The following is a 25,872-nucleotide window of genomic DNA, read 5'->3' on the forward strand; positions in this document are numbered from 1 at the left end:
CGAATCGACGCTTAAACTTTGAATTGCTAAGGGTTTGGGTGGCTTCGTAGTTCATCTGCCTAGGTGTAAAGCAATGAACCAAAACCTAAAAATCTACCATAGAAACTATTATGCAAGAGGTCTAATGTTTTAGGCCTCTCAACTGCATTTGAGGATTATTATGAGCCTGAGCGATCTCACTATTGCAATTTAGTGGATGCCCTGCTTGGCGATCGCGATTTTCGTCTAGATTGTCCCGAGCATCAACAGAAAGCATCGAGTAGTTAAAATGGTTTTGTTAGCAACATATCAGTTGAGACAACTGATACTGACAAGCTTTTGCTAGAGAAGATACCCCTACTAGGCATTGCAAGAGTAGCGGATGTTTCAGAACCTTGGCTATAAGAATACGTCCATGGCAAATATCGTTTAGTGCTCCGTCAAGCCAATGTCTTTCTCAAAAAAGTTAGAAAATCACATTGGCGCTATCTGGTACTTTATCCACCACTACAACGTATCCTTACAGCTTTAGGACTATCCCTTAATGCCTCCAGCGATAACTCATCCCCTCCTGGGAGGGGCAACGGGGTGGGTTGGCTGTCCGCGCAAGCATCGGACCCACCCCGCCTACGGCACCCCTCCCGAGAGGGGAGGAACAAGGGCTATTTTATGGGTTAGGAATTTTTTTTCTACGAGCTCCTATCCTTTATGCCCCTGGCGATAACCCATCCCCTCCTGGGAGGGGCAACGGGGTGGGTTGGCCGTTAGTGCAAGCAGCGCAACCCATCCTCTCCTGGGATAGGCAACGGGGTGGGTCAACCACCTAGAATTTGCCATCCAACGCCTCTACACACCGTTCGCAAATGGTCTCATGCTCTGCTGACTCGCCTACATGGGTGGAATAATTCCAACAGCGATCGCACTTTTTCCCATCCGCATCCACAATGCCAATCCCAAACGCATCGGACTCACTGCGATACTTAATATCCTTCAGCCCATCGGCACTGGCCAAAATCTCCACCTGGGAGACCAGGAGCAAATAGCGTACTTCATCCACGTGGTTGGAGGTCATTGCGATCGCATCCCCCGGATTCATCGCCTCTAGCTGCGATCTCAGCTGAGCATCCGCCACATAAATCAACACCTTCGCCTCGAGCGACGAGCCAATATCCTTCGCCGAACGGGCCTGCTCCAGCACCTTATTCACCTCATTCCGCAGCTCCCGCAGCTGGTCCCAAGTCTTCGCCAACCCAGGCTGCGCCCAGGCCGCATCCACCTTTAACCAACCCGCCCCAAACACCGACTTATGGCCCGTCTCATAGGGCATAGACTGCCAGATATCCTCTGCCATGTGGCACAGCACCGGCGCAATGGACTTCGCCAAATTCTCTAAAGCCACCGCCAGCACTGTCTGGCAGCTACGCCGCCGCGCCGCATTGGCATCACTGATATACAGCCGATCCTTGGCAATATCCAAATAAAAGTTCGACAGATCCACCACACAGAAATTCTGCACAGTCTGGAAAAATCTGAAGAACTGGTACGAATCAAAGGCCGCCTCTACCTCCGCAAAGACCTCCGTCATGCGGTGTAGCATGTACTGATCTAACGAAGACAGTTGGTCATAGGGCACCGCATCCTGGGTGGGATCAAAGTCGTGCAGGTTCCCCAACAAAAACCGCGATGTGTTGCGAATCTTGCGGTACACATCTGCCATCTGCTTCAGGATAGTCTTACCGATGGGCACATCCGAAGAATAGTCCACGGAGGATACCCACAGCCGTAGTACATCGGCTCCATAGGGTGGGTCCTGCTTCTGGTTTTTACCCCCCTCAATGATCTCATAGGGGTCCACCACGTTACCGATGGACTTACTCATTTTGCGACCCTTTTCATCCAGGGCAAATCCATGGGTGAGTACCGTTTTGTAAGGCGCACAGCCATGGGTGGCCACACTGGTCAACAGGCTCGACTGGAACCACCCCCGATGCTGGTCCGACCCTTCCAGGTATAGATCCACCGGATACTTCAGCCCATCTCGCTGGTTCGCCACTGCCGCCCAGGAGGAACCGGAGTCGAACCACACATCCATGGTGTCGAACCCCCGCACATAGGTATGGCCATTGTTGCGATAGGCCTCGGGCAACAGCTCCTCAACGGACATACTCCACCAGGCATCGGAACCCTGCTCCGCGAAAATATTTCGCACATGGGCAATGGTTTCCTGGTTCATCAGCACTTCCCCTGTCTGGTCATCGTAGAAGGCCGGGATGGGCACGCCCCAGTTACGTTGCCGGGAAATACACCAGTCAGATCGATCCCCCACCATGGGAGTGATGCGGTTTTCCCCCTGGGCAGGAATCCATTGCACCTCGGCAATAGCCTTCAGGGCTTCGTCCCGAAAACCCTCTACGGAGGCAAACCACTGCTCAGTGGCCCGGAAAATGGTGGGCTTTTTGGTACGCCAGTCGTAGGGATATTTGTGGGCGTAGGGTTCGTGCTTCAACAGATTATTGGCTTCGGTCAGGGCTTTGATCAGCTCATCGTTGGCCGTTTTCAGCACGTTCAAACCTTCAAAGCTGCCAGCTTCGGCGGTGAAGTCACCCCGCGCATCCACCGGGCAAAGGATGGGCAGACCATATTTCTGACCAACGCCAAAGTCTTCCATACCGTGGCCGGGGGCGGTGTGGACCAGTCCCGTACCGGATTCCGTAGTGATGTAGTCGCCGCCAATGACAATGGGGCTTTCCCGATTAAAGGTGGCTTCCTTTTGGTGTAGGGGATGGTGATAGGTGGACCCGGCCAGGTCAGAACCCTTGATATCTACTTTGGCCGTCAGTGCGGTGCCGAAGGTATGGCTCAGGGTGTCAATCAGGTCCTTACCCACAATCAGATATCGATAGGGGGCACCAGAGGCCACTTCCACCACGGTATAGGTCAGTTCTGAATTGACGGCCACGGCCACATTGGCGGGGATGGTCCAGGGGGTGGTGGTCCAGATGGCAACGCCCAGATGATCTAAGTAGGGGGCTAGGGCTGCTTTGGCCGATTCCGACGCGCTCACCATGGGGAAGCCCACGTAGATACTGGGGGAGATGTGACCCTCAGGATATTCCAGCTCAGCCTCTGCCAGGGCTGTCTGGGAGGATGGACTCCAGTGGACGGACTTCAGTCCTCGGTAGATGTAACCCTTGTGGAGCATCTCCCCAAACACACCGAGCTGGGCCGCTTCGTATTCGGGCTGCAATGTCAGGTAGGGCTGGTCCCAATTGCCCCATACCCCAAAGCGACGGAAGCCCTTGGCCTGCTTTTCGACGGTTTCTAGGGCGAATTCCTTCGCTTTTTGCCGTAGCTCCAGCGGCGTTAGGTTGGCCCGCTCTTTGCGGTCAATGGTTTGGAGGACTTTGAGTTCGATGGGTAGGCCATGGCAGTCCCAGCCTGGGACATAGCGCACTTTGCGATCGCGCAGCAGCTGATACTTATTGATAATGTCCTTCAGCACCTTATTTAAGGCATGGCCCATGTGGAGATCGCCGTTGGCATAGGGCGGCCCATCGTGGAGCACAAACACCTCCCCGGAATTTTCCTGGGACAGGGTTTCATAAATTTTGCTGTCATCCCAAAATGCCTGTAGCTCTGGCTCACGCTGAACCGCGTTAGCCCGCATATTAAAGTCGGTCTTAGGCAACAGGACAGTGTCCTTATAGCTTTTGGCTTCGGCGTTCTTGGGGTCAGTCACGATGTGGGAAAAAACGAAGGGAATTGATTACGCTCCCGTCATTCTGCCTTAGAAGTTCCTATCGCTTCAATAGTTTTAGTTTTTTTACTGCAATGGTGACCGGGGGATGGGCCGGGGGATGGGACTGATATGGCGACCAACTATGGTGCCTAAACCGCTCACAGAGCGTCCGGGTCAATCCCGAGTTCCCTGAGCTTTTCGGCTAATTGTATGGCTTTTGCCTGTTCCTGGTCTGCCCGAAGGCGTTCTTGCTCTGCGCGGATCTGCTCCTGGTCCGCCCTGGCTTGGGCTTGGTCCGCCCTGGCTTGGGCTTGGTCCGCGCGGGTGCGTTCCTGTTGAGCCTGTTCTTCGGGGGTGAGCAGGCGATTACCGGCTTGATCGTACCAATAGAGCCATTCGCGATCGCGACCCAAATACAGTCCTCGCTCACGACCTAGACCTAAGCCAATTTCAGGCAGCCAGATGGGATTGCCCTCTAAGCTGTCCTCTAGACGTTGATACCCACCATCAACCAGCTGATAGATCTCTAGGGGAGTCCGTTTACGGCGAAACTGAGGATTGGGCAAATACACGACATAGTAGCGGATGCCCAAATCAGCGTAGCGCTCCTTTTTGCGATCGTATTCGCCACCGTAGGTCTTAGAGACGACTTCTAGGGCTAGCGTCGGGACAATATTCTCCTCTTCCCACAGCACGTAACTCAAACGCCCTTCTTCACCCACAAAGCGGTCCACACCCAGGCTCAAAAAACCATCCGGCACCAAGGGGGGCTCCTGGGGATGACTGTAGATACCCATATCCACCCCAAAAAACCAGTCCCGCCGCTGGGACCAGACCAGGGCTAAAATTGCATCGAGCAAATTCGGAATTAGGTTCTGTAACTCATTATCCACCGGGGTATCGTCTGAGTCTGGGAGCTCAGCCGCAGAGGGCAAACATTGCTTGGGGTCAAAGTATAGAACCATGATGTGTTCTGAATAGACCAGGGCTATAACTAGACATTGTAGCGACTTACCTGAGTTGTCAGCGGTTACTCCGCATCTCCCCTCAAATCATGTCGAGCATAATCAACGTCTTGAGCACGTTCTTCGGTTTAATCGGCTGACTCAAAAACTCCGATGCCCCCACCATCTTGGCCCGCATCCGTTCGGTCACACTGTTACCATGCCCCACCATAACAATGGGGGTCTCCTTAAAATCCGCCATCCGTCGAATCTGCGAACACAGCTCATAGCCATTGACCACAGGCATCGTCAACTGCAAAAAGATCATCTTTGGCTGCAGCTTCAGCAGCTGTTTCAACACCTCAATTGGGTCGGCAATGTTGGTATAGCGATAGCCCGCCGCTGCAACAATCGTTCCCATTTTCCGACTGTTGGCGGGACTATCATCCACATACACAATCCTGGCATCTTTCGGAATAATTGCCTGGGCTAACTTAACAGCGATGTCATTGTCCGTTGGGTTGATCGCTGTCGTAATCGTGTCTCCCACCGGCTTCAGTCGCAGGGACTGATTACGCAGGTGAGGCAAAATCGACAACACAAACGGCATAAGGGGCTGATTGTTTTTTAGAGCCAGGTCCCGCAGGGTTTGGTTGCCATCAGCCAATACAGTCAATAATTTAAAGAGTTTTGGGGATGCCAGATCTTCTAGAGACGCCAGATCTTTTATCACCAGTGCATGGTTGGGGCTCACCTGGGTTAGCCCAGCCTGTTGCCACTCCTGCCACTCGTGCTTGACCTGGGACCATAGGCGAATATTTTGCAGATTTATAAAAGGAAACTCACAGGCTTTTTGAGGCTTGATCCGATAGGTTAGTCCCGGCTGAACCTTTTGAAAATCCCAAGTCTCTTGCTGTTGCAACAAGTCAAATAACACTTCGGAAATACATCCGGCTACAATATCTGAGAAGACTTCCCGATTAAACTTTTTACAGACCACTAGCCGGGCTAGACGATTATAGGTCCAGTCAGGATAAGCACTCAAACCATACCTGAGGAAATCAGGACGATGCCGTAACAATTGACGATGCCAACGACGTTTTTCATGGGTGTGCGTACTGGCCCATACCAACTGCCCTACCAAAAAATATAAGCGCCACCGATGGATATCACTTTTAATCGACAGAATGCCGGTCAGTTGTTCCTGCCTAGCAAGCTGTATTCTTGCATCCAGTTCGGAAACAAGTACATTGGACGTGGCGACTTCAGCTCTCATTACCCCTATTGTTTGTAATCGGGCTTACTAAGAAATTATGCTTACAAACAACTTGACTATAATCCGCAGAAACACGGTGAACGCCAATAGTTAAGTGCACTCACACAATAATTACGCTGATGTGCGTATTTTTACCTGACCGTGTAGAAAGGTCATTTAGCAAGCATTTTATGTGATATGGGCTGCATAAATCTAGAGCCTTTGTGCAACATGGAATCATGTTTAGAGTAGTGTATCAAAAGGCAACAATGTATATGTTTTCTAGCAGCAAAACTTTGTCTACGTGATGCAACACTGTGATGTAACGATAAAAGTCACCTACACAGATTAAAATTACCCCATTTTTTCAAGTGACTTTATAAAGTCTTCTCAAATCTCCTATGCATCTCCGCAAACTCTTCATATGTAGGCGGTTGTTCAACGACAGCTTGACCCCTGGCAGTTAGTCCCAAAATTCGTTTTCGGGCCAGTTGCTCTCTTCTTCATCAACTGATTGGAACGCAGTTGATGATGTTGCGGGGGCAGTCTCAGGAGCTGAAGTCGCAACATCAGATTCGAGATTCGCTGGTGTGGCTGATATGTCTGGGGCAGACAAGGTGTCCTTGGTAGACAACAGGTTCCCCCCAGGCGATGCGCCCTTGGTAGACGGGATGGGCGGCGATGTATTCAGGTTTTCTGCTGTTACGTCTGGATTTTCTGCGATCACTTCTAGCTTTTTCCCATCAGCCGGTTGCGCTGATCTGTCTGATGCGCTAGCCCTGTCCGATACCTGATCGGGCTTAGGAATAGACGGTGGTCTGGGGGGCAGCTCAATCATGGCCTTGGGCTCTTTTTGGGGAGGAGTGGCCACGTCCTTGAGCCAGCCTGTGAAGATACCGACAGCCCCTAGGAGATTTAGCTTTTTCCGCTTTTTGGCAATCTCTTGTGGGGCGGATACGGCTTGATCGGGGGCCTCTTTTGCAACGTTTTTCGTAGCATGTTCCTTAATGTTGGACTTTGGCATGGCGGCCGGCACCACCATCTTGGGGGCAAATTCGTCTGGGGCGGGTTTAATCAGGATGGGACTATCGGGGTTGTGGTCTAGGGCTTCATCCAGGGGATCTTCCACCCCATCTTCCACAAATTCATAGTCCTTGGCGATGGGGCGGCTGATGGTGCCATTGAACTGACGGCGTTCAGATTTACCTAGCCGAATCGGGGTTTGCTGGGCTGCTGGGGTGGTTTCTCTGCGCAGCAGCAGGGTTTGATAGCCCAGCCATAGCAGCAGGCCGACTGAAGCTGATTGCCCCAGGAGTACAGCACCCTGCATTTGTCGGGCACAGTACCACAGCACTACGGCATAAAACATGCCCACACCGCTCCAGAAAAAGTCCGAGCGGCGATGTACCTCTGGTAGCACAAAGGCAATCAAATAGAAGGCTAAACTACCCGCACCCACAATTCCGGCCAGCAAATTTGCTAGCATCCGCTTCGACTCCAGCGTGATGAACAGACTTCATTATTATCGATAACCTTCGTAGTTGTAAGATATCTGACTGTACTCCCGTCCTAGAATCCCCCATGAGCAATCAGCCCCAAATTCCGGTCGTGGTCAATGGTGCCATGGGCCGGATGGGTCGTGAAATTGTCAAAGCGATCGCAACCGCCCCGGACATAAAACTAGTCGGTGCCGTGGATCGTAACCTTGACGCCCTCGGTGAAGACATTGGTGAAATCGCCGGCTGTGGCCCCCTGGAAATCCCAGTGACGAACGACCTGGAGGCCACCCTGGTGATGGCCCAGAGCGAGGGCAACGCGGTGATGGTGGATGTCACCCACCCAGCCAAAATCTATGAGCAGGTGCGGGCCGCCATCGCCTATGGCGTCCGTCCCGTCGTGGGCACCACCGGTTTAACCCCTGAGCAAATTATTCAACTGGCAGAATTCGCCGAAAAAGCCAGTGTGGGCTGTCTGATCATTCCAAACTTTGCCATTGGAGTAATTTTGATGCAGCAGGCAGCCCTGAAGGCGGCTGAATATTTTGACCATGTGGAAATCATTGAACTGCACCACAACCGCAAGGCGGATGCCCCCAGCGGTACGGCCATCGCAACGGCACAAATGCTCCAGGAGGTGAAACCGTCCTTCAATCCACCCGAAGTAGAAGAGACCGAAACGTTACAGGGCTCACGAGGTGGTACCACAGCCGAGGGGATCAACATCCATAGCGTGCGCCTGCCGGGGTTGGTGGCTCACCAGGAAGTCATGTTCGGTGCACCGGGTCAGGTGTATACATTGCGCCACGATGCTATGGACCGAGTATGTTTTATGCCCGGTGTGCTATTAAGCATCCGCAAGGTCTTGCCCTTGAAGTCACTGTTGTATGGATTGGACAAGATCCTCTGATTAATTCGCATCCAACTAATTCACATCCAAACCGATGGCCGCTTGGATATTGTCCAGACCATGCTTGTCCAGCTTGGCCAGAAGACCCTTGAGGACGTTTTTTACCATCCATGGACCTTCATAGATCCAGCCGGTGTACACCTGTAAGAGGGATGCCCCAGCCGTAATTTTGTCCCAGGCGTCATCAGCGGTAAAAATGCCCCCCACGCCCACAATGGGTAACTGTCCATGGGTCTTTTTGTAAATGTAGCGAATCACCTCGTTGGAGCGCTGTCGCAATGGCGCACCGCTGATCCCTCCCGCTTCTTCCACCACCAAATTGCCCGTGGCATCTAACCGCTTGGTGGCAAGTTGCTCCTTGGCAATGGTGGTATTGGTGGCAATAATTCCGGCTAAATGATACTGCTGGGTCAGCTCCAAAATATCGTCAATGTCTTCCCAGGTAAGGTCTGGGGCGATTTTTATCAGCAATGGCTTTTGCTGGGTGTTGGCGGTTTGGAGGGTGGCCAAAATGGGCTCTAGTTGGGAACGAGCTTGGAGCGATCGCAACCCCGGCGTATTGGGGGACGACACATTCACCACAAAGTAGCTCCCCATATCCCTTAACCGCTGAAAGCTCTGCAGGTAGTCAGCCGCCGCATCCTCCAAAGGCGTAACCTTGGACTTGCCTAGATTGATCCCCCTGGGAAAGTCTGGAGACAAGGGCCGCTGACGCAGGCGTTCCCCTAGGGCAGACGACCCCTGATTATTGAACCCCATGCGATTTAGAGCCGCCTGGTCCTGGGGCAAACGAAATAAGCGCGGCTTCGGATTACCCGGTTGACCATGGCAAGTGACCGTACCTAACTCAGCAAATCCGAACCCCATCAAGGGCCAACAGTCGGACGCAATACCATCTTTGTCAAAGCCAGCGGCTAATCCTAAGGGATTGCTAAATGTTTGGTGCCATAGGGTTTGCCTGAGGCGAGAGGACCCCATTTGGCAACTATTTTCACACCAGGCTTGGGCAAAGCGGCGGACGGGTTGGCTCCAGTACGGAGCCGTCGTTGGCGGCTGAGCAATCCAGGCCAGAACGTCTATTGTCTGCTGATGTACCGTTTCCGGATCGGCCCCAAAGCGCTGAAACAGCAGTGGAAGCAAACTAAATTTATAAACATCCTGCAGCACGAATACACCACCCACAAATAATCCTGTGGATTATATCGTTCCATTTGAGTTGCTTATGGCCTATTTGGCTTTGGTTTGGTTTTGGGGTGGCCACTTAGCTGGAACGATAGCTGATATAAATATGTAACCCATGACTTCTCGTCGTTAGGATTAAAACCATGGGCACTGATGGTCACTAATCTATATTTGATTCATTTTGTATGACTTTTGACCTGGGGCATCGACAAGCAACGCATTGAACGGGTCAATTATTCCCAACGTTTTGCACAAATTAGGATGATTTAGAAAGCTAGGCTAGCTTACATTAAGTTACATTTAAATCGTTTTGTCACTTTAAATTTCAATCGTCCTTATCCAGAAAATAGTCTGAATTCTCAAAATCCGAGTCTTTATGGTTAGCCTCATCCCCCCAGCGACATGTGAACAGCATTTGGCCAATTTGGGCCAGGTCCTCAAAACCGTATGGGAACAGGATACCGTCGATGGCCAACTCAAAGAGATTGCTGAATACATGCAGCGGCTCTATGCCCATAATCTGACATGGATTGGCCTCTATGATTCAGACGAGCAGAGTTTAAACACTCAAACCGCTGTTTTGACCAACGGCAAAAATTTTTTATGGCAAAAGATCGCCCTTCAGCCTGATGATGCGATTCAGCAGGTGATAGAGCGGGGAATTCCAGCTGCCGTCTATGACCTCCAAGCATCCCATCGAGCCGGAGAATGGAAAAACATTGCTCAGCGTCTGGAAATACACGACGCCCTGATTTTTCCCATCCAACGGCAGCAGGAATGTCTAGGCATCGTGCTTTTAGGGACAACACGCCGAGGTGCAGTTTTAAAATCCGGAGTGCAGAAGAAAACGTTTGCGATCTTGGTCACCACCCTGGCAACCATTTTGCATCGATACCGGCAGGACTATTACCTCCAGCTCGAAAAACGCCCCTCCCAACCATTTTTTCAGTTACTGACCAAGCTAGAGACCATTCAAGAACTAGAACCTAGGCTGCAGGAAATTGTCGATGCGACCCATCGATTTGTCGGGGCTAATCGTACCCGCGCCTATTGGTTTGAACCTCAGCAACGGTTCTTTTGGCATCGTATCGCCAACGGTGGCCACAATCGCCATGCCTATACGACTCAAGCACCTGCCCTATCTCAACTGTCGGCCAATGGCTACCAAGAGTTTTATCAAACTCTCTCCTGTGGGGATGTGATTGTGATTGGTGCGGAGAGCTGCTCCCACACTGAGGCGGTGATCGACCCCCTCAAGACAGCGTTTGAAAAGCCCTCCCTGATGGTGGCCCCGATTTTAATGCAAGGAGATTTGCTGGGTTTTTTAATCGTGGAATCGACCCAACCCCGCGAGTGGAGTGTGCCAGAGAAACGGTATCTGACAGCGGCGGCTCAAGTCGTTAGCTTGGGGATGCCCATGTCAGCGTTGCAGGAACGGGTGGCAGACCTAGAGGCCAACCATCAGCTATCCGTAGGCCTCGCCCAAAGCATCCATGGGGATCGCGACTGGCAATCGGTCATGACCCAATGTGCTGAGCAACTGATTGCCACCCTCGAAATCGATGGACTCCTGGTGCTGATTCCCGATTTGGAATGTGGTGGATTTGAGGTGGGCTACCAATACCACAGCACCCGCAGTAAGCCGGCCCAAGATCCCTGGTGCTCTCTCCACGACATTGATTGGCAGCTGTTGTCTCGCCAAACCACCCCCATCTGTATCGAAAATTTGGATAATGACCTCAAACTGCGGGCATGGCATCCCCTGTTTTTGCAGATGGGGATGCAGGCGGCTATGGCCTATAACCTTTCCCCAGGCAAGGCTCCAGAGGGCGTGCTCGTGGTGACCGACACCGATGGTCGGCGGTGGAACCAAACGGAGCAGGATCTGCTGCAGTCGGTGGGGCGTCAGATTGGTTTAGTGCTCCATCAGTGGTCGTTACAACGCCAGGCCCAGCAGCAGTCCCAGATGCATGACACGATGCAGTGGGGATTGCGCAATCTACAACGCACCTTTGATGTTGCTCAGCTAGAGCAGGCAGCAACCCACCACATCAGTCAACTGCTACGCTTGCCCCTAGTGGCTCTGATCGTTTGGGAAACTAATCAAAAGGAGGCTCGCCTGGCATCTTCTGTAGTTCGAGAAAAGCAGTTTGTTGCGCAGGACACGCCGCCTATTTTGGTGGATGGGGACGCCCTGATTAACTGGGCGATCCAGACCGACGGAGTGATTCAGCTGGAGTATGAAGAGTTACCGGATGTGACGCGTCAGTGGTTGAGGTGTCCGGGGCAAGCTCAGCTACTGGTGGTGGCCCTCAGAACATCCCCAGAACATGCCCTGAATGGCGCTATCGTCCTGGCTGATCATGGAGATCGTCGCTTTTCCGATCAGCAGATGAGTATGTTGGCTGTATTGGTTCATCAACTCGCTTGGTGCCGTCGTCACTTGCTCCTGACGAACCGGTTGAAAAACCACAAAAACCAACTAACGGAGCTGAACTGGTACAAGCATCACCACATGGATGATATCCGGCGACAGATCAAGGATTCGCGGCGTCAGTTGAATAATTTAAAGCAGCTGCCTGACATCAGTAACCAACCCTACTTCCATGCTGTGGAGAGCCGCTTGGCGGGGATGGAAAAGGAATTACTGCGGCTAACTGGTCGAGAACGGTGGGCCATGGCTTCTGATCCCCGCAAAGTGCCCCTAGTTGCTTTACTGAACCGTCTGATGAAACGGGTGCAGACCCAGGTACAAAAAAAACAGCTGTGGACCCAAGTTCACTCTGATAGCAATTTGGCTCTGCAGGGTGAGATGCAGAAGATAGAGTTTATCTTATATGAACTGATTTCAGCCGCCTGCCGACGTTCACCGGCTCGGGGTCGGGTGGATATTTGGAGTCGTCCCCTGGATCAGCAATGGATTGAGCTATCGATTACCGATGACGGTGATGTGGAAGATGGCATCATTAAGGCCCTAAACCAAGGGCATCGCCTTGACCATCTAGCGGAATCACTTTTGGATACTCCCCCTGGCCTAAATTTGGCGATTTGTCGGTCACTCATGGGGCGATTGGGTGGAGAGTTTGTTCTAGAGAAGCTGGACGATAATCGCATCCGTAGCTCCGTGATGTTTCCCATGCATCCCCCGAATAGCTAAGAAAGCGATCCAGATGCTACCAGATGTAGCAGTCCTAAGCCCTGCTCCTGTAAACAAAATGCCTGGCATCAACGTAGGAGATACCAGGCATTCTACTTTTTTAAGATAGATCTTAGACTGTGGAGGTGCTGTGCCTAGTGAACTTTGTAACTTTCTGGCACAACGGCTAGTGAACCATGGGGCTGATGGGCAGCCATTTCAATCTTCGCAGTCTGGAGAAACGGTGTCTTAATCACAGAGTCGTTGGCTAAAGTGAATAGGGGATTAGACAGCACCCCGGCTAGGGAAGTGGCGACAACAGCTAGAACTAGACTCAACTGCATCGGGCGCATTCCTGGCAAATCCCACTGGGGGAGAGGATAATTCTTGACCGAATCGGACATTTCCTGGGGTTCTTTGACGACCATCATCTTCACCACACGAATGTAGTAGTAGATGGAGATAACGCTGGTAACCAGACCAATCAAAACTAGGTTGTATGCTCCAGCCTGCCAGCCTGCCCAAAAGATATAAAGCTTACCAAAGAAGCCCGCCAGGGGGGGGATCCCGCCGAGGGAAAGGAGGCAGAGGCAAAGACACAGGGTAATCAGAGGATCCTTTTGGTACAACCCTGCATATTCACTAATCTGGTCGGTGCCAGTGCGTAGGGAGAAGAGGATGACACAGGTAAATGCCCCCAAGTTCATGAACAGATAAACCATCAGGTAAAAGAGCATGCTGGCGTAGCCAGCATCAGTGCCAATTACCAGACCGATCATCATAAAGCCTGCCTGACCAATGGAAGAGTAGGCCAGCATCCGTTTCATGCTGGTTTGGGCCAGGGCTACCACATTGCCCAAAACCATACTCAAGATGGCTAGGGCTGTGAAGACAAAACGCCACTCATCTGCTACCAGGGGAAATGTGGTAACCAATAGGCGAATGGCTAGGGCAAAACCTGCGGCCTTGGAACCCACGGATAAAAAGGCTACAACCGGTGTAGGCGAGCCCTCATAGACATCGGGAGTCCACTGGTGGAAAGGAACAGCGGCGACCTTAAAGGCAATACCCGCAATCACAAAGACTAGGGCCACCACCAAGCCAATAGAGCTTTCGCCATTGCCAGTGGAAAGATTGCTAGCCAGTGCTTGGGATATAGCGCTTAACCTGATCTCGCCCCCGGAGAGGCCGTATAACAACGATATCCCGTACAGAAAAATTGCAGAACTCGCCGCACCAATCAGCAAATACTTTAGGGCAGCCTCGTTAGAGCGAGGGTCCCGCTTCATATAACCGGTGAGCAAGTAGGAAGAGATACTTAGGGTTTCAAGGGATACAAAAATTGTCACCAGCTCATCGGCACCGGCCAAAAACATACCCCCCAAGGTGGCCGTTAGCAAAATCGCCAAAAATTCAGCCAGGGCAGTGCCCGACTGCTCCACGTAGCGAATGGACATGGGCACTGTTACCGCCGCTGACAAAACGATGATGCCTCGAAACACCAGGCTCAGGGCATCACTATTAAATTCACCAAAAAATGCGATGGGATTGTCCGTATTCCACTGGAGTGTCAGGGCGGCAACGGAGGCCAAACAACCACTAATGGCGGCATAGGGAACCCAGCGGGAGGATGCCCGACCGGCAATCAAATCGCCTACCAAAATAATCAGAATCGTCACGATAACAATTAATTCGGGTAGGATGTTGCCCGTATTTAACTGAGCAGCGAGGCTTGCAAAGTCCATTGGCGAGGTGGTGCAGTATTTCCATTTGGCATCTTACCTTAGTATTCTTACTCATCTTGAGCTTCCCCAGGGAAAATTCCTGAATCAGATTAAATTTTCTGGTTTGAAATTCAGGGACATCGTCCCGGGCGCGGCCATTTTTCCAGATTCCTGGGCTCAAGGAGTCATTAGGGCAAACTCATCAAATTCTTTTTGAAAATTGTTTAAATCCCCACTATCAGGCGTCTCAAGCCAATTTTCCCCCTCTGGGATCAGGCGAAAATCAAGGACTTTACCAATTAAGAGGTGGACGAAATCCGCCATTTCGATCTATCGATATATAAGGACGACCGTTACACGAAGCTTGACAACGATCCAGGGAAGGCTGCCCGCCCTTAGAGGCTGAGCATATTCTTGAATAGTTGCTGAGCTAGATGTCATGGTTATGTATAGTTAGCCAATGAAAACCGTCCCCATTGTGACCCTTTGGGGCATTCTTTCTAGGAATCAAACACCTGCTTAAACGACGCAGTCGTTTCGCTAGTTTGGGTTTGGGAGCTAGTCAGGTTCGTCATCTAGACATGGCTGGCTCCCCATTTACGTCATCGACCCTTATCTTTCAGTTCAGCTCTATGTCCACCCTTGTCATTGTTGAGTCACCTACAAAGGCAAAAACAATTCGGAATTATTTGCCCAAAGGCTACCGTGTGGAAGCTTCCATGGGTCATGTTCGGGATTTGCCTAAGTCGGCTAGTGAAATTCCAGCCAATGTTAAGGGCGAAAAATGGGCACAGCTGGGGGTGAACGTCGACTCAGATTTTGAGCCCCTATACTTGGTGCCCAAGGATAAGAAAAAGGTAGTCAAGGCCCTCAAGGATGCCTTGAAAGATGCGGACGAGCTAGTCCTAGCCACGGATGAAGATCGAGAAGGGGAAAGCATTAGCTGGCATTTGCTGCAGTTGCTGAAGCCCAAGGTGCCCATCAAGCGCATGGTGTTTCACGAAATCACCGAAGATGCGATTAAAGCCGCTCTCAGCAGCTGTCGTGACATTGACAACCAGCTGGTGCGAGCCCAAGAAACCCGACGGATTTTAGACCGTTTGGTGGGATACACCCTATCCCCTCTACTCTGGAAAAAAATTGCCTGGGGTCTGTCAGCTGGTCGAGTCCAATCGGTGGCGGTTAAGCTCCTGGTGGAGCGGGAGCGCGACCGTCGGGCTTTTAAGCAAGGCTCCTACTGGGATCTTAAGGCCACCCTCAGCCAGGCTGGTGGTCCCTTTGAAGCCAAGTTAACCAACCTGGGGGGTATCCGGGTGGCCACCGGTAGCGACTTCGATGAAAATACGGGGCAAATTGCCGCTGGACGAAATGTGGTTCTGCTGGATGAAACCCAGGCCCAGTCATTAAAGCAACGGTTAGAAACCAGTGTTTGGACCGTTTCTAACCTAGACGAGCGGCCCTCCAGCCCTAAGCCAGCTCCGCCCTTTACCACCTCCACCCTGCAGCAGGAATCAAACCGGAAGCTACGTCTATCCGCCCGAGATACAATGCGCACGGCCCAGTCTCTCTACGAGAAAGGGTTTATCACCTACATGCGTACGGACTCAGTTAACCTATCCCAACAGGCCATTACGGCGGCTCGATCCTGTGTCGAGCAGAAATATGGCAAGGAGTACCTGAGTCCCAAGCCCCGTCAATATGACACCAAGAGCAAGGGAGCCCAGGAAGCCCACGAGGCCATTCGTCCTGCGGGCAGCACCTTCCGTACCCCCCAGGAAACTGGGCTTAAGGACCGTGAGCTCAGTCTCTATGACCTGATTTGGAAGCGGACGGTGGCTTGTCAAATGGCTAATGCTCGCCAAACCCACATCACCGTCAGCATTGAAGTGGATGATGCCACGTTCAAAGCCACCGGCAAACGGATCGATTTTCCAGGCTTTTTCCGGGCCTATGTGGAGGGCTCTGATGATCCGAATGCGGCCTTGGAAGATCGCGAGGTCATCCTGCCTGCCCTAAAGGTGGGGGACAATCCCAGCTGTACTGAGCTGGAGCCGATTGGTCATGAAACCAAGCCGCCTGCCCGCTACACCGAGGCCACCCTGGTCAAAACATTGGAGAAAGAGGGGATTGGCCGCCCCAGTACCTATGCATCGGTCATTGGCACCATCATCGACCGGGGCTATGTGCATCCGCTCAATAACAGCTTAATGCCTACATTTACTGCCTTTGCGGTGACCGAGCTGTTAGAACAGCATTTTCCAGATTTGGTGGATGTCCAGTTTACCGCCCGCATGGAGCGCACCCTGGATGAAATCTCCATGGGGGAAGCGGAGTGGCTACCCTACTTGAAGAAGTTTTACTCCGGTGACGAGGGATTGGCCGGTCAGGTGGAAGCTCGGGAAAGTCAGATTGACCCAGCTGAGGCCCGTACGGTGGACCTATCCGATCTCAGCGCTAAGGTGAGAATTGGGAAGTACGGTCCCTATGTCGAAACCATTCGCACTGGGGAAACCGGAGAAGAGGAATCGGTGCGCGCCTCTATTCCCCTGGATGTTTGTCCAGCGGACCTCAACGATCTCCAAGTCCAGGTGCTGCTGAAGCAGAAAACAGAAGGTCCTGAGAAACTGGGTCTGCATCCCGAGACCGGTGAGCCGATCTATGCCCTGATTGGTCCCTATGGTCCCTATGTGCGCCTGGGGGACAAAACTGAGGAAAATCCTAAACCCAAGCAAGTATCCTTGCCGAAGGGGGTCACTCGCGAGTCTGTGGACTTGGAAATGGCGGTGGGGCTATTGTCCCTACCTCGTTTGCTGGGTATACATCCCGAAACTGAAGCCAAGGTTAAAGCTAGCTTGGGCCGCTTTGGTCCCTATGTGGTCCATGACCAGGGTAAGGATGGTAAAGATTACCGGTCCTTGAAGAGTGAGGATGATGTACTGCAAATTACCCTGGAACGGGCACTGGAGCTATTGGCCCAGCCTAAACGCGGCCGGGGGCGCAAAACGGCTAAGCCATTGCGGGAATTGGGCAATTATCCTGGAACTGAGGAGCCGATCAATATTTACGATGGCCCCTATGGTCCGTATATCAAGTATGAGAAGGTCAATGCCTCTTTGCCAGAGGGTAAGCAGTTTAAGGACATTACCCTGGAAGAAGCGTTAGAAATTATTACGGCCAAAGCAGCCACGACGAAAAAAACAACTCGTAAAAAGACTGCGACTAAGGAATCGACCCCGAAAAAGACCACAGCCAAAAAAGCCACGACGAAAAAGGCCACAACGAAAAAGGCTACGGCCAAAAAGACCACGACGAAAAAGGCCAGTACTACCTAAAAGAGTGGCACCGTAGCTGCGGCTAAAGGAATGCTGAGTAGGGCATTTTTGTAACGTCTTTACTTGGTTGAGGCACATGGACTAAACCGATGGTAGATTAGCAAGCGTTGTTTGTTTTTTACCGTCTTTATTCCTATGGTTCTCAAACAACGTCCTCCCCTGTTGGTTACAGTTAGCACTGCCGCTTTGCTGGTGCTGGGTGGTGCTGCCGCTTACTTGGGTATTGGTTCACGCCTTTCGTCAGGGCCGAAGCCGCCGATGGGTATGGAGCTAGTGCCGAGTGATGCCCTAATGGCCCTCACCCTGACGACGGATGAAAGTCAATGGACCCGTTTGCGACAGATGGGTACGCCTGAATCACAGCGGGGTTTGGATCGATGGTTAGTCACCTGGCGCGATCGCATCATCAGCGCCAATGGCTATCGGTTTAGAACCGACATTCAACCCTGGTTGGGGGAGCAGGTCACCCTGGCTTTCTTACCTAAATCGGCCACCAGCAAAGGCGCAACGGAGATGGTGCTGGTGGTGCCCATTGCGGACTCATCTAAGGCCCAAGAAATCCTTTCAGAACCCCAGGAGGGCATCACGTGGGTCGGTCGAGACTATAAAGGCGTCTCCATCCAATCCATCACAACGGCTGCGGGGGAAACCTATGAGAGCACTGTCTTAGGCAGTAAATGGCTGGTGCTGGCCTCAGGGACAAAGGGGATTGAAGCGGTGATCGATAGCTCTGAGGGGGGGGTGTCAATGCTCAATAACGATGACTATCAACAAGCCTTCAAGCATCTAAATATATCCTCGGCTATGGCCCAGGTGTATATCAATGTCCCCGTGGCCGCTAGTGTATTTACTGGGAGTGATACCCTACCGGAGATTAATGGTTTAGTGGCCGCCGCTAATCTTTTACCCAATGGGTTAGATATTGAAGCTTCTACCTGGTTAGGCCCTGAGGATCAGCCGGTGTATAGGGACATGGTCAATGCTCCAGCGATGGCCCCGTCACGGTTGCCCGCTGACACTGTGATCATGGTTTCCACCAGCAGTATCGGCCCCCTGTGGCAAGCCCTCAAGGATGCAGAGCGGATCAATGGGCTGCTGCCCGTTTCTTCAGAGTCCTTAGCCAAGGGGTTAAAGACCCAAACCGGATTGGATATTGACAATGATATTTTGCCGTGGCTTGGGGGAGAAGCTGCGTTTGGGTTATTACCCCCCGCCGATGACGATAGGCCTGAGTCCACCATCCCCATGGGGCAACTGGCCTTAGTGGCGGATGTGGCCGACCGCCAAGCGGCTGATGTCACTTGGGAGCAGCTAAATGAGGTGCTGGTTAGTCGCTTTCGGTTTGATGTGGAGCCATTGCAGATCAACTCCCAGCCCGTTAGTAAACTGGTATCTTTCCCCGGTGGTATTGCCATGGGCCATGGTTGGCTCGATCAGGATGTGACTTTTTTTGCCATGGGCCCAGACATCCTCGATCAGATCGCACCACGCCCAGACACATCCCTCAGGACCAATCGAGCCTTTAAAACCCTTTTAGACACATCGCCCCAGGACAACAGCGGCTACTTTTTTGTCGATGTTGAACGCTTAACTGAGCTTCAGGGCACCTTACCGTTTCCCATCCTGCCCGACGGTCTGTTCTTCTCGGCGCTTAGAAGCCTTGGGGTCACCACCCGGGTGCAAGATGAGCGTAGCCTCAGCTACGACATATTTGTAGAGCTACCCAAGGGGCAACGGGTGAAGCCGCTGCCAGAGAGCAAGATAGCCTCCCCAGAGAAAGACCCAGACGCTGATGCTGGCTCAGAGGCTGACCCAGAGAGCTCCCTAGAGAACTAAACAGGCAACCAAACAGACGATCAAAGCAATGCCTCAGACAATTACTAAGAATTATCCTCTTCTCACCAAAATCACCGGGCCGCAATGCTAGCGTAGGCAGGAGCAAAGGTTTTTCCCCCGCCCCTATGGTTCAAGACTCTTTCCATGACCCATCGAGTCATTCCCCTGAAGGCTCTCTAAGCCAGCCAAAAAACCGATCAGAGCTGGCAAATTTTATTGCAGCGGCCCGTGATAAAGGGGCCTCCGATGCCTTTATTAGTGACCTGCTGCGCAGTTTTGGCTGGCCCCAAAGAGAGATTGAGCGGGCCTATTTTGTCGTCTATGAAGAGTTAGTGGGGTGGCCTATACCCTCTCCCCACGGAGGCCAAGGGGAATCAGCCCGAGATGCCTTTGCTTATTTGCTTTCGTTTTTTACCCTGGGGATATGGACCCAGGCCCTGGGGGAAATTGGGTTTGTTTTGATCAACCATGTCATGCCTGATCCCCTCAATCGCAACGTTGGTGACTCGTCGTTCCAGGTGGCATTTTGCCTAGCGCGGCTGTTGGTGGCCTATCCGGTGTACTTACTGATGATGCGTAACATCCTGAAGGACATCTCCATTTACCGGGAAAAAACCTACTCTGGCGTGCGTAAATGGCTGACCTATATAGCGCTGCTGGTGGTGGCCCTAGTGGGCATCGGCACCCTGATGGCCTTCCTCACATCGTTTTTACGAGGTGAGTTAACCCTCCGGTTTTTGCTGAAGGTGCTGGTGATTTTAACCCTGGATGGTGGTGTACTGGCCTACTATTCCCAATGGATCCAACGACGTCCTGCCCAAGCCTAAATCTCTGCTCCCTGTGACTGCCCTATGCCCCATGTAGCCTTTGACCGTACATTTGCTGCCCTAGCCACCCTGGCTGTCGTCGCTGGGGCTGGGGCAGGCTTTTGGGTGTTGGGAACCCCTGGCCAACAGCGGCTGATCATGAGCGATCGGCAGCGACTAGAGGATTTAAATGCGATCGCAAATACCCTCTACTGGCGCAAGCAGGAACAAACTGACTATGCCCTACCCGATGGCCTAGATCCGGCTGACCAAAGAGAGGATCCTATCACCCAAGAACTCTATCGCTACAGCAAAATTGACGAAAACTACTATAAACTGTGTGCCAACTTTGCCACCGATAGCCAGACCCACAAACTTGCCAATACCCATAGTAAAGACTGGCAACATCCCCAGGGGTTGCACTGTTTTGAACTAGAGCTGGGCCAACCACCCCCATCCCTATATTAAAAGCCCCAGATTCACCCAGGAGCTATGGGCTATTGGTCGCTCTCAAGTCGGGTCAGCCAACGGCCACCGCTGATGGCATAGCCTATCGTCACCAAACCCATCCAGAATGATGGCTCTGGCACCGATTGAGCTGGAGTATCGAGCTGCTCATCCCCAGGGAGCAAGCGATAGGTGACAATACCCCGATAAAGATTGGCCCCCACCACATAACCAAAATCACCGTTGTCAATGGCAAAACCGTCAACGGCAACATTTTGTATGAAGGGAATTTCCGTTGCGTTATTCCCAAAACTGGACACGATATAGGTGTTGCCAAGAAACTCTCCCCCCTGGAAATTAGCCCTGGGGGAATCAGCCTCAGGATTTTGCACATCGTCAGCCTCGGTAAACTTAGCATCGCCAAACTCAAAGGTGATCGATGTGGATTTAACCGATTCATTATTGTCTTTGAGTAAATCAGTCACATCAACCGATGTCATACCTGTGTAGCGTTCACCTGTCAGAGGCCCTGACAGCACATCTACGGTGAAATCATAGGAAACAGTTTTAGCGAGAGATATTTGCGGATCAGATAGGGTGAGGGTAGCCGTAGTAATGGCCATTAAAAAAAGACGATTTTTCATGGAAAGATGACAACCTCAGGTCGGTAGAATGGGGTCAGGAAACATCACAATGCCCTATGAACCCAGGCTAAAGGACCGCCCCAAGTAAATACGCCCGTGACAATAGGGAGATTTCAATAAATATTGCTTGAATTGACTCTAGGGGCTTCTGGAGAATTGCGGACCTGCGAGGGTAAAGAGGGCCCTGCTAAGGCAGGGACAGCATTTTTAGGGGCTGTCATGGCTCCATATTTTCCATTTAGGTGATCAAAATTAGGCCACATGGCGTACGTCTTGTGGATGTATGAAAATAGAAGCAGCCCACCCGTGAATCCCAGGTAGTCTAAAGCACTATGCAGCTACAGCTTAAAGTTTGGCGACAAAATGGCCCTGGGACCCAGGGACAGCTCAAGGACTATCACCTGTCGGGGATATCTCCCGATATGTCTTTCCTAGAAGCCTTAGATTTTTTAAATGAGCAGCTCACAGCATCGGGCCAAGCCCCAGTGGAATTTGACCACGACTGTAGGGAGGGTATCTGTGGTTCCTGTAATCTGATGATTAATGGTCAGGCCCATGGGCCACAGCAGCGCACCGCCACCTGTCAGCTGTACATGCGGCATTTTCAAGACGGTGACACCGTGGTGGTGGAGCCTTGGCGAGCCCAGGCATTCCCTATTGTGAAGGATTTGGTGGTGGACCGCAGTGCCTTTGATCGGATTTTGGCGGCGGGCGGATTTGTCTCAGTGAAAACCGGTTCAGCTCCAGAGGCTAACAGCATCCCCATTGCCCCCAGGGATGCCCAAACGGCCTTTGACTATGCCACCTGCATCGGCTGTGGGGCCTGTGTTGCCGCCTGTCCCAATGCGTCGGCATCCCTGTTTACGGCGGCTAAGGTGGCCCACCTAGCCCTGCTCCCCCAGGGGCATCCCGAACGTCAACAGCGGGTCCTGAAGATGACGGCCCAAATGTCCGTCGAGGGTTTTGGGGATTGTTCTAACCATGGAGAATGTCAGGCGGTCTGCCCCAAAGGGATTTCGATTGATGCGATCGCAACCATGCGCCGCGAATATATCAAGGCCATTTTATAACGGCCATCTTGTTGTAGAGGTTTGCCTGCCAACCCCTACAACAAACTAGAAAAATACCTACGCCTGTTGCAGTTCATCCAGTCGGGCCAACACCTCCTGACTATGGATCGCCGGACGCACCCCCAGAAAACGCTCCTGCATCGTACCGTCCGGACCAATCAGGTAGGTGTGGCGCATGGACATGGGCCGCATCCAAGACCCATAGGCCCGGCTCACAGCCCCATCCACATCCGCCAACAGCGGAAACGTCAATCCCTCAGAATCACAAAATTCAGCGTGGCTATCCACATCATCCGCACTCACCCCGATCACCTGGGCATTGCGCTCCATAAACTCCGGCAAGTCCCGCTGAAAACGTTGAGCCTCTAGGGTGCAGCCGGGGGTAAAATCCTTGGGATAAAAATACAGCACCACCCACTGGCCTAAATAGTCAGCCAGGGAAACATCACCGTCGCCCACGTGGGTCGGCAAGGTGAACCCAGGAGCCGCCTGTCCCAGGGGCACTTGCTCCCCACCGAGGGCATAGGCGGGCGCTGATGGCCCTAGCAGCAAGCCACAGACCAACAGAATGGGCAAAATCAGACGAGCCACAAAACGGCGGGCCAACAAAATCTTCATAGCGAAGCACGATCAAAGCAATTACTTTACCTAAGTTAACATTTTCCCCTCCCTCGAGCAGGCCGGGCGGACGGGTGGAGACAGACACCCCAGGGTCATGGAAAAGGATGGCCGTTAAACCCATCAGAAAGATGGAAAATGCCCATAAAAAAATGGATTGAAGCCATGCTTCAATCCATTTTTTTAACTGGTGGCGGGGGCCGGATTTGAACCAACGACCTTCGGGTTATGAGCCCGACGAGCTACCAGACTGCTCTACCCCGCGTTAGCGCTTTACTACTATAACCACGTCGAGTGTAAAGCGCAATACTTTTTTTCAGGGCGACTGGAACAGCCCAGGAATTAGTCCAAGGAAATATCCCCCACCATGTCCAATCGCTTGTAACTGCTGAGGTTGAGATAGGTTTCAGCCAGGGTATCAGCGATATCTGGAGAAATCCACCCCAACTGGCGCAGGGCATGGAGCGCCGCCGCATATTTTGCTCGCTTAGATCCATCCACGACTTTGAGGGCCAAACCCAAACCTTCCCCCACCCGGCTGAGGCATTGAATCCCCTCAGCGCCTGACTTACTAAGAATTTCTCCGCCCGTCAGGTGCATCAGCTCAGTATCAAATCCCTGGGGACCCGCCACCATCTCTGGATGGTGGGTCATGGCTCGCACCACCCGCTCCATGGCAAGATTTTCCCCCGACGCTAGCTTGGCATAGAGCGTTGCCATCTGACGCAGCTGCATAAAGTAAGTCGGGGCACCACAGTCATCGTGGGCACAGATAAACTCATCGGACGGCATCTCCAACAGCCCCGAAAAGCAGCTCAGAATTTGCTTTTGCAGGGGATGGCTGCGCTCTAGATAGCTGCTGAGTTCCCATCTCTGCTGTTTACAAACCGCTAACATGCCCGCATGCTTACCCGAACAGTTGTGCTCCAACGGGCTTTGCTTGCCAGGCGGTGTCGGACATTTTAAACAGCCCGGTTCCAAATCAGCCCGCCACAGAATACCAAACACCTGACGGGCTTGGCTGGTAAGGCCTTGGTGAGACCCGCAGATAACGGCCAGATCTTTGTCGGTCAACTTAAAGGTATCCAAGGCCCCGGTGGACGTCATTGCCATGGCTTGAAATGGCTTTAGGGCAGAACGGATAAAGCTGGCATGATCGGCGTCACCCGCCGCTGATAGTAAGCGTCCACGACTATCGGCCACCGCTGCGTGGACCTGGTGGACAGACTCAACAATCCCTTCCCTCAATAGCTGAACGGCTAGTGGAGCAGTGGAGATACGGCTTGGCCTAGGCATAGATTTTGATTGAAACAGCTAAAGGGTTTACCGATGGACAATACCGGTGCATTAGATAGAACCTGCCCATATTAGTACTCGATCCAGATTAAAATTTCAGGAGAATTTGGCGGTGGCAAAAGCCCACAGGCTTAGAAGATCAACTCCCCCAGCCGAGCAAAGCCCATAGTCTGCGAAAAACTACCAGCACCGTTGCAGAGGCTGATGCTCAAGCTAATGATAAGCCCAGAATGCCGACGGCAAGGCAGCCAGCCATGATGCCAAAGGTTTTGATTAGTCGATTTAAAATCGGTTTGACCTGGTAGTCCACAATTAAGCGATCGCGATTAAAGACGTCGTCGGGCTTGGTCCATATTTGGCCATCGTACCAACCCGATTCTTCGTAGGGCAGGTCCTTAATTTTCAGCCGATTGCCTACGTGGGACCAGCCTACATAAAGCTGCAGCAGCGTTAGGGCCGGAATCACCAGGGCTCCCAAGGCCGCACTGACCAAAAACTTCATCAAAAAATGCTGAGGCGCATAGCTAACCGCCGCGATGGGGCCTGAGACTAACCAGCTCAAGCCCCAAACCACTAGAACAGGGACCATATATCCTCGCAGGTCACGGGCACCCCAGCTGTAAAACCAGGACTCTCGCATATCCTCATATTGTCGTATGGGTAACTGCTCAGCAGGAACAGGACAGCGCGACGTAGAGCGTTTCATGGTCAATCGTTAACGGGAGAATTTCTCCATCATAGGACACAATCCCTATGGGCTATGGGGTTAGGCCCGTCGGGGCAACCGGGATAAACTCAATACGTTGGACATGGCCCCAAAACGCTTCCAGGTCGTAATATTCCCGTTCCCGAGGTTGAAAAATGTGGACGATCACCTCACCGTAGTCATAGATCACCCATTTACCTTCGGCAGAGCCCTCGGTGCGGAGGGGAGAACGGCCGTAGTCGGCTGCGATGGTGGCTTCAATGGAACGGGCAATGGCGCGAACTTGAACATTGGTAAAGCCGGTGGCAATCACAAAATAGTCAGCCAGATAGGACGCGTCCCCCACCTGAAGAATGGAAATGTCCTCAGCTTTGCGATCATCGGCCGCATTGGCAATTGCCAGGGCCAGGGCTAATGCGTTTTTGTCGGTTTGGAGTGCGATCGCATCATCCGATGTGTCTATCGCTGTAGTCCCTGATGTATCCAACTTAAGTGCCTCAGTCAATGATATTCAGCTCCCTCAGAAAATTCAGTTACATCTACACGGTAATGCAAATTATTTGAAGCAGAACATATTGAATCATTCTGCTGCCATAGTGTAACGAGGTGTAATGCATCATCCAGGTCAGCAATTATAAATTCAAATCGTATCAGTTGATACAGAAGCTTTCAACTTCTTGAAGGTGAGCATATGAGGGTATCATCAGCTTAGGAGGAATTAGGCCGCCGCCGTGAGCGTCGAGGCGGTAACG

The 25,872-nt window shown here is 52.2% G+C and carries 18 protein-coding genes, 1 tRNA gene and 1 pseudogene; 8 read left to right on the forward strand and 12 right to left on the reverse strand.

What is annotated here, in order from left to right; translation table 11 throughout:
* Positions 1-421 precede the first annotated feature (421 nt).
* Positions 422-511: pseudogene (locus VB741_RS26325) on the forward strand (IS1 family transposase); the annotation flags it as partial.
* A 291-nt stretch (positions 512-802) separates the two neighbouring features.
* Here VB741_RS26325 and ileS read toward each other — a convergent pair.
* From ileS to VB741_RS11595, 4 genes are all read right to left on the reverse strand, one after another.
* On the reverse strand, positions 803-3,646 hold the full coding sequence (ileS, locus tag VB741_RS11580; RefSeq protein ID WP_442786340.1) for an isoleucine--tRNA ligase: 2,844 nt from the start codon (positions 3,644-3,646) through the stop codon (positions 803-805).
* A gap of 230 nt (positions 3,647-3,876) precedes the next feature.
* The gene (locus VB741_RS11585; protein WP_323365336.1) at positions 3,877-4,683 is read right to left on the reverse strand and encodes a Uma2 family endonuclease; all 807 of its coding nucleotides are present in this window, start codon (positions 4,681-4,683) and stop codon (positions 3,877-3,879) included.
* An 82-nt stretch (positions 4,684-4,765) separates the two neighbouring features.
* On the reverse strand, positions 4,766-5,938 hold the full coding sequence (locus tag VB741_RS11590; protein WP_323365337.1) for a response regulator: 1,173 nt from the start codon (positions 5,936-5,938) through the stop codon (positions 4,766-4,768).
* A 442-nt stretch (positions 5,939-6,380) separates the two neighbouring features.
* A complete protein-coding gene (locus tag VB741_RS11595; RefSeq protein WP_323365338.1) occupies positions 6,381-7,403 on the reverse strand; it encodes a Ycf66 family protein in 1,023 nt (340 codons plus the stop codon).
* A 95-nt stretch (positions 7,404-7,498) separates the two neighbouring features.
* Here VB741_RS11595 and dapB point away from each other — a divergent pair, with 95 nt between their 5' ends.
* The gene (gene dapB, locus VB741_RS11600; protein ID WP_323365339.1) at positions 7,499-8,323 is read left to right on the forward strand and encodes a 4-hydroxy-tetrahydrodipicolinate reductase; all 825 of its coding nucleotides are present in this window, start codon (positions 7,499-7,501) and stop codon (positions 8,321-8,323) included.
* A gap of 15 nt (positions 8,324-8,338) precedes the next feature.
* Here the strand turns inward: dapB and VB741_RS11605 are convergent, their stop codons facing one another.
* Positions 8,339-9,505, reverse strand: coding sequence for a quinone-dependent dihydroorotate dehydrogenase (locus tag VB741_RS11605; RefSeq protein WP_323365340.1), 1,167 nt, complete (start codon positions 9,503-9,505; stop codon positions 8,339-8,341).
* Positions 9,506-9,881: 376 nt separating this feature from the next.
* Between VB741_RS11605 and VB741_RS11610 the strand changes: the two genes are divergently transcribed.
* A complete protein-coding gene (locus VB741_RS11610; RefSeq protein WP_323365341.1) occupies positions 9,882-12,662 on the forward strand; it encodes a sensor histidine kinase in 2,781 nt (926 codons plus the stop codon).
* A 134-nt stretch (positions 12,663-12,796) separates the two neighbouring features.
* Here the strand turns inward: VB741_RS11610 and VB741_RS11615 are convergent, their stop codons facing one another.
* The gene (locus VB741_RS11615) at positions 12,797-14,386 is read right to left on the reverse strand and encodes an NAD(P)H-quinone oxidoreductase subunit N (protein WP_323365342.1); all 1,590 of its coding nucleotides are present in this window, start codon (positions 14,384-14,386) and stop codon (positions 12,797-12,799) included.
* A gap of 611 nt (positions 14,387-14,997) precedes the next feature.
* On the opposite strand from VB741_RS11615, the gene topA reads away from it, so the two are divergent.
* The 4 genes from topA to VB741_RS11635 all read left to right on the forward strand — a co-directional run bounded on the left by topA (position 14,998) and on the right by VB741_RS11635 (position 20,807).
* Positions 14,998-17,697: a type I DNA topoisomerase gene (gene topA / locus VB741_RS11620; RefSeq protein ID WP_323365343.1), complete on the forward strand. Its 2,700-nt coding sequence runs from the start codon at positions 14,998-15,000 to the stop codon at positions 17,695-17,697.
* Between the two features lie 135 nt (positions 17,698-17,832).
* A complete protein-coding gene (locus VB741_RS11625) occupies positions 17,833-19,533 on the forward strand; it encodes a DUF3352 domain-containing protein (protein ID WP_323365344.1) in 1,701 nt (566 codons plus the stop codon).
* A 125-nt stretch (positions 19,534-19,658) separates the two neighbouring features.
* Positions 19,659-20,360: a DUF5671 domain-containing protein gene (locus tag VB741_RS11630; protein WP_323365345.1), complete on the forward strand. Its 702-nt coding sequence runs from the start codon at positions 19,659-19,661 to the stop codon at positions 20,358-20,360.
* Between the two features lie 24 nt (positions 20,361-20,384).
* Positions 20,385-20,807: a hypothetical protein gene (locus tag VB741_RS11635; RefSeq protein ID WP_323365346.1), complete on the forward strand. Its 423-nt coding sequence runs from the start codon at positions 20,385-20,387 to the stop codon at positions 20,805-20,807.
* Between the two features lie 29 nt (positions 20,808-20,836).
* Here the strand turns inward: VB741_RS11635 and VB741_RS11640 are convergent, their stop codons facing one another.
* Positions 20,837-21,430, reverse strand: a complete 594-nt coding sequence (locus VB741_RS11640; RefSeq protein WP_323365347.1) for a hypothetical protein — start codon at positions 21,428-21,430, stop codon at positions 20,837-20,839.
* 332 nt (positions 21,431-21,762) lie between these two features.
* On the opposite strand from VB741_RS11640, the gene VB741_RS11645 reads away from it, so the two are divergent.
* Positions 21,763-22,500 (forward strand): succinate dehydrogenase/fumarate reductase iron-sulfur subunit, encoded by a 738-nt coding sequence (locus tag VB741_RS11645; protein WP_323365348.1) that lies wholly within the window; start codon positions 21,763-21,765, stop codon positions 22,498-22,500.
* Positions 22,501-22,557: 57 nt separating this feature from the next.
* On the opposite strand, the gene VB741_RS11650 is transcribed toward VB741_RS11645, so the two are convergent.
* From VB741_RS11650 to rsfS, 5 genes are all read right to left on the reverse strand, one after another.
* On the reverse strand, positions 22,558-23,118 hold the full coding sequence (locus VB741_RS11650) for a peroxiredoxin (RefSeq protein ID WP_323365349.1): 561 nt from the start codon (positions 23,116-23,118) through the stop codon (positions 22,558-22,560).
* Positions 23,119-23,306: 188 nt separating this feature from the next.
* Positions 23,307-23,383 (reverse strand) — tRNA-Met (locus VB741_RS11655).
* Between the two features lie 77 nt (positions 23,384-23,460).
* The gene (locus tag VB741_RS11660) at positions 23,461-24,414 is read right to left on the reverse strand and encodes an asparaginase (RefSeq protein WP_323365350.1); all 954 of its coding nucleotides are present in this window, start codon (positions 24,412-24,414) and stop codon (positions 23,461-23,463) included.
* 208 nt (positions 24,415-24,622) lie between these two features.
* Positions 24,623-25,120, reverse strand: a complete 498-nt coding sequence (locus tag VB741_RS11665) for a CGLD27 family protein (protein WP_323365351.1) — start codon at positions 25,118-25,120, stop codon at positions 24,623-24,625.
* A 52-nt stretch (positions 25,121-25,172) separates the two neighbouring features.
* A complete protein-coding gene (rsfS, locus tag VB741_RS11670) occupies positions 25,173-25,583 on the reverse strand; it encodes a ribosome silencing factor (protein WP_442786341.1) in 411 nt (136 codons plus the stop codon).
* Between the last annotated feature and the right edge of the window lie 289 nt (positions 25,584-25,872).

The organism is Leptothoe sp. PORK10 BA2, from assembly GCF_034932105.1.
Taxonomy (GTDB): Bacteria; Cyanobacteriota; Cyanobacteriia; order Phormidesmidales; family Phormidesmidaceae; genus Leptothoe.